Source organism: Streptomyces sp. NBC_00878 (genome assembly GCF_026341515.1).
Classification (GTDB): Bacteria; Actinomycetota; Actinomycetes; order Streptomycetales; family Streptomycetaceae; genus Streptomyces.
On record NZ_JAPEOK010000001.1, the window covers coordinates 2,785,770 to 2,797,862 of the forward strand.

Sequence of the window (12,093 nt, forward strand, 5' to 3'; positions counted from 1 at the left end):
ACCTGGGCCTGAGGGGCTGGTGTCAACACAGGTTCCGACACCAGTTGTTGGCGTCACCTCGTTGACGTCAACGAGGTCCGAAAGGATCAGATCCGCAAGACCTCACGCCGGAAAATCTTCGGATGTTGCCGGGGCGGACGGCTTGTATCCGAACCGTTGCAGGTCCGTCGGAAGCGGCCCACAGCGACGGCATAGTCTGTGGTGCCGTTCAGCGATCCCCGCTGATCAGCACCCATGGTCCGCGTCGGACACATCCGGGCAACCGGATCCGTACGAAGTCCCATGTGGCAGCACTGAGTTGTTCGTTCACCTCCAGGGGGAGTCACACCATGCGACCCATACGCCCGCCCTTCGCCGCCCGTCGAGGGAGGAGCCCGCGCCGCAGGACCTCCCCCGTGCTGGCCGCGGTCGGTCTGGCCACCGCACTGGCACTGACCGCCACCGCCTGCGGTTCGGAGGACACCAATGCGAGCGCAGAGGCGTCGGCCTCCGCGGCGGGCGACGGCAAGATCAAGATCCCGGACGACATCAAGGACAGGCTCAAAGAACACGGGATCGACATCGACCAGTGGAAGGGCGGAGCCTGGAAGAACTGGGACAAGGACGACTGGCTGCGCGAGGCCGGTGACTACATCAACCCGATCATCAAGGACCTGTGGGACCCGGACCGTATGCGCGAGGCCGAGGACCCGGACCAGGGCAAGGGCATCGACGAGAACGACCTCTCGGGTGACCAGGGCGTGACCGACCCGGAGCCGGAGCCCGTGGAGGCGCAGGCCGTCCCGGCGGGGTACCACGAGAACGCGCCCGAGGCGGGCAAGGTGTTCTTCGACTCTCCCGAAGGCACGATGGTCTGTTCGGCGACCGTGGTCGAGGACCCGGCCCACCCGGGCAAGTCCAACCTCGTGTGGACCGCGGGCCACTGCGTACACGCCGGCAAGAAGGGCGGCTGGTACCGCAACATCGCCTTCGTGCCCTCGTACAACAACGACGCCATGTCGGCGGCGGAGCTCCCGACCGCCACCAAGGAGGAGGTCGCTCCGTACGGTGTCTGGTGGGCAGACTGGGCGCAGACCTCGGACCAGTGGATCGAGCGGGGCGGCGCGACGGGCGGCGACGGTGCCTCGTACGACTTCGCGGTCATTCATGTGACGCCGGAGAAGGGCAGCGGGGGCAAGTCCCTTGAGGAGACCCTCGGTTCGGCGCTCCCGGTGGACTTCAACGCTCCGGCCGTGGCGCAGGTCGGGGACATCACCGCGACCGGTTACCCGGCGGCGAAGCCGTTCGACGGGGAGACCATGTACCAGTGCGCGGACAAGCCGGGCAGGCTGTCGATCGCCAAGTCCGAGCCGACGATGTACCGCATCGGGTGCACCATGACCGGTGGTTCGTCGGGCGGTGGCTGGGTCGCGACGGGTTCGGACGGCAAGCCCGCGCTGGTGTCCAACACCTCGATCGGCCCGGTGACCGCGGGCTGGCTGGCGGGCCCGCACCTGGGCACCGAGGCCAAGGGAGTCTACGACGGGGTGAGCAAGAAGTTCGCGACGCAGTAGTAGCGGCATGAGGACGGACGGCGGCAAGGTGGCCTCACGGAAACCTTCACCGCCCGCCCGCCGTTCGTCCTCGACTCCCCCGGCATAGTGGGGTGTCGCGGTGGCACGGGCTCCGCGGAGAGCCTGCTTCGCGTTCTTCGCGCCTGCCCCGCAGAGGAATAAAGACGCACGTTTTTTCGGGGGTAACAACACCATGCGTTCCACACGTCCGTCCTTCGCGGGGAGTCGTCCGTCCTTCGCGAGCAGTCGTGGGCGGCGCCGCATCCTCGCCGCCACCGGACTCGTAGCGGCTCTGGCGCTCACCGCCACCGCCTGCGACTCGGGCGACGACAACGCCGTCGACAAGCCGGCCGCCACGGGCTCCGGGGCCTCCGGCGGCGACAAGCTGGAAATTCCCGCCGACATCGCCGACAAGCTCAAGGAGCACGGCATCGATGTCGACGACTGGAAGGACGGCGCATGGAAGAACTGGGACAAGGACGAGTGGCTCAGTGAGGCCCAGGACTTCGTCAACCCGGTGATCGAGGACCTCTGGAAGCCCGAGCGGATGAAGTCCGCCAAGGACCCGGACAAGACGATCTCCGCGAAGGACGCCTCGGCCGACCAGGGAGTGAGCGATCCGGCGCCGGCCCCGGTCACGGCGACGCGGGAGAACACCCCGTACCACGACAACGCCGCCCCGGTCGGGAAGGTGTTCTTCGACTCCCCCGAGGGCTCGATGGTCTGCTCCGGCACGGTCGTCAAGGACCCGCGCAACCCGGGCAGGTCCAACCTCGTGTGGACCGCGGGCCATTGCGTGCACGCGGGCGGTGGCGGCGGCTGGTACCGCAACATCGCGTTCGCGCCCGCCTACAACGACCTCGGCAAGTCCGAGGCCGAGCTGGCCGACGCGACACAGCAGGAGATCACCCCGTACGGCCAGTTCTGGGCTGACTGGGCGTCGACGTCGAACGAGTGGATCCAGGGCGGCTCGGATTCGGGCGGCGCGGGTGCCGCGTACGACTACGCGGTGCTGCACGTGAAGCCGGAGTCCGGCTCCAAGTCCCTTGAGGAGACCGTCGGTACGGCGCTGGACGTGGACTTCTCCACCCCCGCCGCGGCGGACGCGGGCACGATGGGCGCCTGGGGTTACCCGGCCGCGCCGCCCTACAACGGTCTGATCATGCACAAGTGCGTCGACCGGCCGGGCCGGCTCTCGCTCGGCTCGACCCTGCCGACGATGTACCGCATCGGCTGCACCATGACGGGCGGTTCGTCGGGCGGCGGCTGGTTCCGCGTCATCGACGGCAAGACCGTACTCGTCTCGAACACGTCGATCGGCCCGGCCGACAACACCTGGCTCGCGGGACCCCAGCTGGGCCAGGGCGCCGAGACGATCTACGACAACATGAGCAAGGAGTACGGCGACAAGTAGGCGCCCGTACGTCCTCGGCGCCCGCCCCGCATACGGCGAAGGCCCGCCCCGTCTGGCAGGGGGCGGGCCTTCGTCGTATGCGATCAGAGCAGAGATCAGGCGGCCGGCACCGGAACGTACGGCATCAGCTCCGCCGCCAGTTCCTCGTGCACCCGCACCTTCAGCAGGGTGCCCTCCGGGGTGTGCTCCTCGGAGATCACCTCGCCCTCGGAGTGGGCGCGCGCGACCAGTCGGCCGAGCGTGTACGGCACGAGGACCTCGATCTCGACCGAGGGGCGCGGCAGTTCGATGTCGACGAGCGCGAGCAGCTCGTCGATGCCCTGGCCCGTACGGGCCGAGACGGCGATGGAGCGCTTCTCGTTCCGCATCAGCCGCTGGAGCACCAGCGGGTCGGCCGTGTCCGCCTTGTTGATCACCACGATCTCGGGCACCTTGGTCGCGCCCACGTCGCGGATGACCTCGCGCACGGCGGCCAGCTGCTCCTCCGGCGCCGGGTGCGAACCGTCCACCACGTGCAGGATCAGGTCGGCGTCGCCGACCTCCTCCATTGTGGAGCGGAACGCCTCGACGAGGTGGTGCGGCAGGTGCCGGACGAATCCGACGGTGTCCGCGAGTGTGTAGATCCGCCCGCTGGGCGTCTCGGCACGGCGCACGGTCGGGTCGAGGGTGGCGAACAGTTCGTTCTGCACCAGCACGCCCGCGCCCGTGAGGCGGTTGAGCAGCGAGGACTTGCCTGCGTTGGTGTAACCGGCGATCGCCACCGAGGGCACCTTGTTGCGACGGCGCTCCTGGCGCTTGATCTCGCGGCCGGTCTTCATGTCCGCGATCTCCCGGCGCATCTTCGCCATCTTCTCGCGGATGCGGCGCCGGTCGGTCTCGATCTTGGTCTCACCGGGACCACGGGTGGCGAGTCCGCCGCCCTTGCCGCCGCCCATCTGACGGGACAGCGACTGACCCCAGCCTCGCAGCCTCGGCAGCATGTACTGCATCTGCGCGAGCGCGACCTGCGCCTTGCCCTCCCGGGACTTGGCGTGCTGGGCGAAGATGTCGAGGATCAGGGCCGTACGGTCGATGACCTTGACCTTGACGACGTCTTCGAGGTGGATGAGCTGGCCCGGCGAGAGCTCACCGTCGCAGATGACGGTGTCCGCGCCGGTCTCGAGCACGATGTCCCGCAGTTCGTTGGCCTTGCCGGAGCCGATGTACGTGGCCGCGTCGGGCTTGTCGCGGCGCTGGACCACGCCGTCGAGCACGAGCGCGCCCGCGGTCTCGGCGAGGGCGGCCAGCTCCGCGAGGGAGTTCTCAGAGTCGGTCACGGTCCCCGTGGTCCACACACCGACGAGTACCACGCGCTCCAGACGGAGCTGTCGGTACTCGACCTCGGTGACGTCCTCGAGCTCGGTGGAGAGGCCCGCGACACGGCGCAGGGCCGCACGGTCGGAGCGGTCGAACTGGTCGCCGTCCCGGTCTCCGTCGACCTCGTGGCTCCAGGCGACGTCCTCTTCCATCAGGGCATCGGCCCGAAGACCGTCGGGGTAGTTCTGCGCGAGGCTCTGCGTGTCCTGGGAAGGGGAAGAAGAGGAGGTCATTGGGTCCTTACGTCGATGGGGATACCTGTCGGACGACGGACTTCCGTCCGACACTCACGACAACGTCCGGGGCCGCCGGGAGATTCCCGCCCGGGGTCCGGAGGGCCGTGCCGTCGACCCGGAATGGCGTCGATGTGAAGATGTTCGCACGGCACGGCCCGTCTCGTCATCAGGGTTTTGGCGGCTATCGCGTGCGCTTGGCGTGCTTCTTGGCGGGCACGGTGCTGCGCCAGTCGGGGTGGCCCGGCATGGGCGGGGTCTTCTCCCCGTAGAGCCATGCCTCGAAGAAGCCGCTCAGCTCGCGGCCCGCGACGGCCGAGGCGAGCTGCTCGAAGTCCGCGGTGTCCGCGACACCGTCGTGGTGGGTGCTCACCCAGGTGCGCTCCAGCTGCTCGAAGGCGGGGCGGCCGATCTCCTCGCGGAGCGCGTACAGGAACAGGGCGCTGCCGTCGTAGACGTTCGGCCGGAAGATGCTGAGCTTCTCGCCGGGCGCGGCCCCCTTGGGCGCGGCGGGCGGGCCGCCGGCGGCCCGCCAGGTGTCGGACGCCCGGTAGGCGGCACGCATCCGCGCCTCCATGGGCTTGTCGGCCTTCTCCTCTGCGTAGAGGGCCTCGTACCAGGTGGCGTGTCCTTCGTTGAGCCACAGGTCGGACCAGGTGCGCGGGGAGACGCTGTCGCCGAACCACTGGTGTGCCAGTTCGTGCACCATGATCGACTCGACATACCACTTCGGGTACTCGGGGCGCGTGAAGAGCTCTCTCTCGAAGAGAGAGAGCGTCTGTGTCTCCAGTTCGAACCCGGTGCTCGCCTCGGCGATGAGCAGCCCGTACGTCTCGAAGGGGTAGTCGCCGACCTTCTCCTGCATCCAGGCGATCTGGTCGGGTGTCTTCTTGAGCCACGGTTCCAGCAGCTCGCGGTCCTTGGTGGGCACCACATCGCGTACGGGCAGGCCGTCGGGCCCGCTTCGGTGCAGCACGGAGGAGCGGCCGATGGACACCTGGGCCAGCTCGGTGGCCATGGGGTGCTCGGTCCGGTACGTCCAGGTGGTGGCCTCGGCCCCGCGGGTCGCGCCCGCGGGCAGCCCGTTGGCTACGGCCGTGTAGCCGTTGGGCGCGGTGACCCGGATGGTGAACATCGCCTTGTCCGAGGGGTGGTCGTTGCCCGGGAAAACCCGGTGGCCGGCGTCGGCCTGGTTGGCCATGGCGAGGCCGTCCGCGGTCGGCACCCAGCCGCTCTCCTGGTCCTTGCTCGACACCGGGTTGCTGTCGTGGCGCACGGTGATCCTCATCCGGAAGCCGGGAGGCAGGGGCTCCGCGGGCGTGACCACCAGGTCCTCTCCGGCGCTCCGGAACTCCGCGGGCGCGCCGTCGACCTCGACGGATCGCACTGTTCCATGCGAGTAGTCAAGATTGAACTGCTCCAGCCAGTCCGTCGTCCGGGCCTCGATCGTGGTGACGGCGGGCAGCGGCTTGCTGTTGCTGCCGGGATAGGTGAACGCGAGGTCGTACGCCGTGACGTCGTACCCGGGGTTGCCCAGGTACGGGAAGAGCCGGTCGCCGATGCCGAGCGGGGCCGGAGCAGGCGCGCTCGCGGCGATGAGGCAGACGGAGGCGGCGGAGGCGAGGAACGCCGTACGGAGCCGTCGGGGGGCCTTCGGGCGTGCGGTCCCGGTACGGGGGGCGGTCTTGTGGGTGCGCAGCATGGATCACGGCTATCAGCGACAGCCCTCCCCATGGCGACGACTCGCGCCGAGCCCACCCGAACGGGCGCTTTCCGCTGCCGTGCCGCTCTACGTAGTCGTGTGTCTCGCCGCTCTACGTAGTCGTGTGTCTCGCCGCTCTACGTAGTCGTGTGTCTCGCCGCTCTACGTAGTCGTCGTCTGGTGCTGTGCGCGGCCCACGTCGAAGACGCCCGGAACGTTGCGCATCGCCCGCATCAGCGCGGGAAGGTGGGCGGCGTCCGGGAGTTGGAGCGTGTAGGTGTGGCGTACGCGCTGCTGGCTGGGCGGTTCGACGGTCGCCGAGACGATGTCGACGCCCTCCAGGGCGATGGCCTCGGTGAGGTCGGCGAGCAGGTGAGGCCTTCCGAAGGACTCGACGAAGAGCGTGACACGGCACCCCGCGGTGTCCCCCCAGCGCACACCGACCTCCGTGCGCCCGAGGCCCTTCATGCGGGCCACCGCGGAGCACGCGACGCGGTGCACGGTCACGACTCCGCCGCGCACGGCGAAGCCGGTGACGTCGTCGGGCGGCACGGGCGTACAACAGCCCGCGAGGCGTACCGTCGCGCCGGGCTGGTCGACGACGACGTCCACGGCGGCCGGACGCGCGGCGGGCGCGTCCGCGGACGGGCGAGGAGTCGCGGCGGGAGCTTCGGGCTGTGTCGCGGGCGAGGGGTGCGCGGCCAGCCAGCGGGTGATGGCGATCCGCGCGACGGGCGTGTGCGCGTGCTCCAGCCACTCTCTGGAGGGCTCCGAGGTCGGGTCCTGGCCCATGAGCAGTTGCACGGTGTCGCCGTCGCTCAGGACCGTACTGAGCCTCACCAGGCGGCCGTTGACACGCGCGCCGATGCAGGCGTGCGCGTCCTCGCCGTACTGGGCGTACGCGGCGTCGACGCAACTGGCGCCCGCGGGCAGCCCGAGCGTGCCGCCGTCGGGCCGGTAGACGGTGATCTCCCGGTCCTGGGCGAGGTCTTCGCGAAGCGTGGACCAGAACGTGTCGGGGTCCGGGGCCGCCTCCTGCCAGTCGAGGAGGCGGGAGAGCCAGCCGGGACGGGTGGGGTCGGCGCGCTCGCCGTCCACGGAGCCCGCCCCTGCGCCGTCCGTCTGCTCCTCCGAAGGAGGAGCGTAGGGATTGCCGAGCGCGATGACGCCGGCCTCGGCGACGTTGTGCATCTGGTGCGTACGGATGAGGACTTCGGCGACCTGGCCGTCGGTGCGGGCGACCGCGGTGTGCAGCGACTGGTACAGGTTGAACTTGGGGACGGCGATGAAGTCCTTGAACTCCGAGACCACCGGCGTGAGACAGGTGTGCAGTTCGCCGAGGACTCCGTAGCAGTCGGCGTCCTCGTTCACGAGCACCAGGACGCGCCCGAAGTCGGAGCCGCGCAGCTCGCCGCGCTTGCGCGAGACGCGGTGCACGGAGACGAAGTGCCGTGGCCGGATGAGGACTTCGGCCTGCAGACCCGCCTCGCGCAGGACCACGCGCACCTCTTCGGCGATCTCGGCGAGGGGATCGTCGGCGCGCGAGGCGTTGTTGAGGATGAGTTCGCGGGTGTGGGCGTATTCCTCGGGGTGCAGGATCGCGAAGACGAGGTCCTCCAGCTCCGTCTTCAGGGCCTGCACGCCCAGGCGTTCGGCGAGCGGGATCAGCACGTCTCTGGTCACCTTGGCGATGCGTGCCTGTTTCTCGGGGCGCATCACGCCGAGGGTGCGCATGTTGTGCAGCCGGTCGGCGAGCTTGATCGACATCACGCGTACGTCGCTGCCGGTGGCGACGAGCATCTTGCGGAACGTCTCGGGCTCGGCGGCCGCCCCGTAGTCGACCTTCTCCAACTTCGTTACGCCGTCGACGAGATAGCGGACCTCTTCGCCGAACTCCTCACGCACCTGATCGAGGGTCACTTCCGTGTCCTCGACGGTGTCGTGGAGCAGAGACGCCGTCAAAGTCGTGGTCTCGGCGCCGAGTTCGGCGAGGATCAGCGTCACGGCGAGCGGGTGCGTGATGTACGGCTCGCCGCTCTTGCGCATCTGGCCGCGGTGCGAGGACTCGGCGAGGACGTACGCGCGGCGCAGCGGGTCGAGGTCGGCGTCGGGGTGGTGGGCGCGATGGGCCTCGACCACGTGGCCGATCGCGTCGGGCAGCCGGTCGCGGGCTGTGGGCCCCAGGAGCGCGGCCCGGCCGAGGCGTCGCAGGTCGATCCGGGGGCGGCCCCTCCTGCGCTGTGCTCCGGGCGTCATGGGGCCGGGCGTCGCGGGGTTCGTGGCCTCCGCACTCATGGGCACCTCCGGCTGCGTGGACCGGCGGACGGGGTGCCCCATGGCGTACTGCGCGGCTCTGGGGATGGCGTCGTTCCCCCGTCCGGGCCGGTGCTTGATGCTACCGAGCCCACCACGCCCGGCTGACCGCCTCTCGCCGAGCGTGAAACGGATCACCCATTCGAGCGAAGGTTCAGGGGGTCACCGTTTCGAGCCACGCGGTGTCGATCTCACCCTCTGCGACGATCACCGCGGGCCCGGTCATCTCGATCTCGCCGTCGGGCCGCTCGGTGATCACCAGGCGCCCGCCGGGCACATCGACCGTGTATGTCACCGGTGCACCGGTCACGGCGGGGTCGGCGCCGTCCCTGCGCGCCGCCGCCACGGCCACGGCGCACGCGCCCGTGCCGCACGAGCGGGTCTCGCCGGAGCCACGCTCGTGGACACGCAGAGCGACGTGACGAAGACCACGGTCGACGACGAACTCGACGTTCACGCCGTCCGGGTACGCGGCGGCGGGGCTGAACGGCGGCGGGTCGAACAGATTTCCGGCGTGGCCGAGGTCCTCCACGAAGGCGACCGCGTGAGGGTTGCCCATGTTGACGTTGCGCGCGGGCCAGCTGCGCTCGCCGACGCTCACGGTGACGTCCCCTTCGGGGAGGAGCGCCTTGCCCATGCCGACGGTGATGTCGCCCTCCTTGGCGATGTGCACCGTCTTGACGCCTCCGCGCGTGGCGACGGCGAGGTCGCCTTCGGCCACATGTCCGGCGCGCTGGAGATAGTGGGCGAACACACGCACTCCGTTGCCGCACATCTCCGCGATCGAGCCGTCGCCGTTGCGGTAGTCCATGAACCATTCCGCTTCGTCCGCCATCGCCCGGGCCTCGGGGTGCGCCGCGGACCGTACGACATGCAGCAGACCGTCCCCGCCGATGCCCGCGCGGCGGTCGCACAGGGCGGCGACGGCGGCCGGGGGCAGGTCGATGGCGTTCTCGGGGTCGGGGATGATCACGAAGTCGTTCTCGGTCCCGTGCCCCTTGAGGAAGGCGATCCGCGTGCTCATTCCTCGATCGTAAGGGGTCGGTATGACACGCCCCACCGAACAGTCCGTACCCACGGACCGAACGCCGGCGAGCATGCCGCCCGGGAACGCTCAGCGCAGGCGGGCCACGCGCCACACGGCGAGCACCACGACCGCGGCGACGACCACGGTGTACGCGATCACGACCCGCCAGTCCGGGCGGCGGCCGGAGCCGCGCTGCGGGAGACCGGGCCACGTGTAGCCCACGCGGCGGGCGGCCGTCATGCCCCAGCCGGCGGCACAGGAGCAGATCAGCAGTCCGAGCATGGCGATCATGGCCCCGCTGTCGCCGAAGTCGAAGGCGAGCGGGAAGGCGAACATCAGGGAGCCGAGTGCGGCGAGGCTCACGATGGGCGCGAGCTGCCAGATGCGCATCCGGCGCTGCGGGCGCAGCTCGACCTCGACCTCGGGCCCCGGGAACATCTCGTCGGGCTCGGGTCCGTCGGCCGTCACACCGCCGGTGGTTTCGTCGGGCCCGTCCGGGCTCAGCCGGTCCTCATCGGGGTCCTGCTGATCCTGTGCGATGTCGTACGCCCCGCCAGTGGCAGTGCCTTGCTCCGCGCCATGTGCGGTGTCGCGAGGGCCGGCCTCCATCGCCACGCGCCCTCCCAACTCGGACTCCACTTGGTCGATCGAAGCTCGATGATGGCACGGCCTCAGAGACCGGGATGACGGCCGGAGCGTCCCGATGCCAGGACGTGATCAGGCTGTAACCGGTCGTTCGACCAACGCCAGCGCGAGCCGCGGAAGTTCTGTGAGATCCGCCGCAGCCCCACTCAGCCAATGCACCCGTGGGTCGCGTCTGAACCAGGAATCCTGACGGCGCGCGAAGCGCTTGGTCGCACGTACGGTCTCGGCGCGCGCCTCGTCGTCCGTGCACTCTCCGGAGAGTGCCGCGAGCACCTGCTGGTAGCCGAGGGCACGCGACGCCGTACGCCCCTCGCGCAACCCTTGCGCCTCCAGTGCGCGCACTTCGTCGACGAGGCCGGCGTCCCACATGCGGTCGACTCGGCGGGCGATGCGGTCGTCGAGCTCGGGGCGCGCCACATCGACACCGATCTGCACGGTGTCGTAGACCGAGTCGTGGCCGGGGAGGTTGGCGGTGAAGGGCTTGCCGGTGATCTCGATGACCTCCAGGGCCCGGACGATACGGCGGCCGTTGCTGGGCAGGATCGCCTGGGCGGCCTCGGGATCGGCGACGGCCAGCCGGGCGTGCAGGGCACCGGAGCCGCGCAGGATGAGCTCCTCCTCCAGACGGGCCCGTACGTCGGAGTCGGTCCCGGGAAACTCCAGGTTGTCGACGGCCCCTCGGACGTACAGCCCGGAGCCGCCGACGAGGATCGGCCAGCGGCCCTCGGTGAGGAGTGCGTCGATGCGGTCACGCGCGAGACGCTGGTACTCGGCGACGCTCGCCGTGACCGTCACGTCCCAGATGTCCAGGAGGTGGTGCGGGATGCCTTCGCGCTCCCCGGGCGTCAGCTTGGCGGTACCGACGTCCATCCCCCGGTAGAGCTGCATCGAGTCGGCGTTGACGACCTCGCCCCCCAGTCGCTGGGCCAGATGGACTCCGAGATCGGACTTTCCCGCCGCGGTGGGACCGACGACGGCGATGACCCGCGGGGCGGGAGCTGCACTACTCACCGCCACAGTCTCGCAAACCTCGGGGCCTCTTCTCGAACGAGCGACGTGACGGCACGGGGCCGGGGTCGTTGCCTGTTGCGAGGTTCCAGCCGCCGGTCGTGAGGGCCGGTGACCCGGGCGACGCAATGGGACGCACCGGGCAACGCGGAATTTCGCCCACATGAGTAGGGTATGGAGATGATATGGGCGTTTTTGCACGGCTCCTTCGTAAAGATGGGCCTAAGTCCAAGGGTTCGGATGAGGCGTCAACCGCCGAGGCGCAGGCCGACACCGTGACGGCCGAGTCCGGGGCGGATGCGGAGGAAGCGGCGAAGGGGTCGGCGACGGCCGAGACCGAGACCTCTTCCGCAGCGGCGACGGAGTCGGCGGAGTCCGACGAGTCCGCGGCGGAGGGCGTCGAGATCCCCAAGCAGCAGTCCGCCGACGAGGCGGCCGACAGCGAGGCCGGCGAGGGCGCCCGCAAGTAGCTGTCCCGCGAGGGAAGGTGAGCCATGGGTCTCCTGGACAACGTGAAGGCCTGGCTCGCGCCTGCCAAGGAGAAGGTCTCCGACTTCGCGCAGCAGCATGGGGAAAAGATCGACAAGATCGAACAGGGTCTCGACAAGGCCGCGAAGCTGGCCGACGAGAAGACCAAGGGCAAGTACAGCGACAAGATCCAGACGGGCACGGGCAAGGGCAAGGCCAAGGACGCCCTGGACCGACTCGCGCACAAGGAGAGTGACGGCACGGACGGCGGCGTGACGCCCCCGTCTCCCCCGACACCCCCACCCTCGGCATCCTGAGCGACACCACATCGGCGGACGGCCTCGGAGCGCGGTGAGCTCCGTGCCGTCCGCCGT

The 12,093-nt window shown here is 69.8% G+C and carries 10 protein-coding genes; 4 read left to right on the forward strand and 6 right to left on the reverse strand.

The window, feature by feature from the left end:
• The first annotated feature begins 329 nt into the window (after positions 1–329).
• Together OHA11_RS11425 and OHA11_RS11430 are read left to right on the forward strand one after the other, a co-directional pair.
• Positions 330–1,553 carry a serine protease gene (locus OHA11_RS11425; RefSeq protein ID WP_266494859.1) on the forward strand — a complete coding sequence of 408 codons (1,224 nt, stop codon included), beginning with the start codon at positions 330–332 and terminating at the stop codon, positions 1,551–1,553.
• A 193-nt stretch (positions 1,554–1,746) separates the two neighbouring features.
• Positions 1,747–2,967, forward strand: coding sequence for a serine protease (locus OHA11_RS11430; protein WP_266494862.1), 1,221 nt, complete (start codon positions 1,747–1,749; stop codon positions 2,965–2,967).
• Between the two features lie 95 nt (positions 2,968–3,062).
• Here OHA11_RS11430 and hflX read toward each other — a convergent pair whose 3' ends face one another.
• The 6 genes from hflX to miaA form a co-directional block, all read right to left on the reverse strand.
• A complete protein-coding gene (hflX, locus tag OHA11_RS11435) occupies positions 3,063–4,556 on the reverse strand; it encodes a GTPase HflX (RefSeq protein WP_266494865.1) in 1,494 nt (497 codons plus the stop codon).
• A 184-nt stretch (positions 4,557–4,740) separates the two neighbouring features.
• On the reverse strand, positions 4,741–6,258 hold the full coding sequence (locus tag OHA11_RS11440; protein ID WP_266494866.1) for a M1 family metallopeptidase: 1,518 nt from the start codon (positions 6,256–6,258) through the stop codon (positions 4,741–4,743).
• Positions 6,259–6,420: 162 nt separating this feature from the next.
• Positions 6,421–8,553, reverse strand: a complete 2,133-nt coding sequence (locus OHA11_RS11445) for a bifunctional (p)ppGpp synthetase/guanosine-3',5'-bis(diphosphate) 3'-pyrophosphohydrolase (protein ID WP_266494868.1) — start codon at positions 8,551–8,553, stop codon at positions 6,421–6,423.
• Positions 8,554–8,725: 172 nt separating this feature from the next.
• Entirely contained in the window at positions 8,726–9,595 is an 870-nt protein-coding gene (gene dapF / locus OHA11_RS11450) for a diaminopimelate epimerase (protein WP_266494870.1), read from the reverse strand.
• 90 nt (positions 9,596–9,685) lie between these two features.
• Entirely contained in the window at positions 9,686–10,207 is a 522-nt protein-coding gene (locus OHA11_RS11455; protein ID WP_266507087.1) for a hypothetical protein, read from the reverse strand.
• Positions 10,208–10,315: 108 nt separating this feature from the next.
• The gene (miaA, locus tag OHA11_RS11460) at positions 10,316–11,254 is read right to left on the reverse strand and encodes a tRNA (adenosine(37)-N6)-dimethylallyltransferase MiaA (protein WP_266494872.1); all 939 of its coding nucleotides are present in this window, start codon (positions 11,252–11,254) and stop codon (positions 10,316–10,318) included.
• 272 nt (positions 11,255–11,526) lie between these two features.
• Here miaA and OHA11_RS11465 point away from each other — a divergent pair, with 272 nt between their 5' ends.
• The gene (locus tag OHA11_RS11465; protein ID WP_323186549.1) at positions 11,527–11,721 is read left to right on the forward strand and encodes a gliding motility protein; all 195 of its coding nucleotides are present in this window, start codon (positions 11,527–11,529) and stop codon (positions 11,719–11,721) included.
• Between the two features lie 24 nt (positions 11,722–11,745).
• On the forward strand, positions 11,746–12,036 hold the full coding sequence (locus tag OHA11_RS11470) for an antitoxin (protein WP_266494878.1): 291 nt from the start codon (positions 11,746–11,748) through the stop codon (positions 12,034–12,036).
• Positions 12,037–12,093: the final 57 nt, after the last annotated feature.

Bases quoted from the DNA above. Each gene is read 5' to 3' on its own strand.
- OHA11_RS11425 (WP_266494859.1), top strand. From the start codon at position 330: ATGCGACCCATACGCCCGCCCTTCGCCGCCCGTCGAGGGAGGAGCCCG.
- OHA11_RS11430 (WP_266494862.1), top strand. From the start codon at position 1,747: ATGCGTTCCACACGTCCGTCCTTCGCGGGGAGTCGTCCGTCCTTCGCG.
- hflX (WP_266494865.1), bottom strand. From the start codon at position 4,556: ATGACCTCCTCTTCTTCCCCTTCCCAGGACACGCAGAGCCTCGCGCAG.
- OHA11_RS11440 (WP_266494866.1), bottom strand. From the start codon at position 6,258: ATGCTGCGCACCCACAAGACCGCCCCCCGTACCGGGACCGCACGCCCG.
- OHA11_RS11445 (WP_266494868.1), bottom strand. From the start codon at position 8,553: ATGAGTGCGGAGGCCACGAACCCCGCGACGCCCGGCCCCATGACGCCC.
- dapF (WP_266494870.1), bottom strand. From the start codon at position 9,595: ATGAGCACGCGGATCGCCTTCCTCAAGGGGCACGGGACCGAGAACGAC.
- OHA11_RS11455 (WP_266507087.1), bottom strand. From the start codon at position 10,207: ATGGAGGCCGGCCCTCGCGACACCGCACATGGCGCGGAGCAAGGCACT.
- OHA11_RS11470 (WP_266494878.1), top strand. From the start codon at position 11,746: ATGGGTCTCCTGGACAACGTGAAGGCCTGGCTCGCGCCTGCCAAGGAG.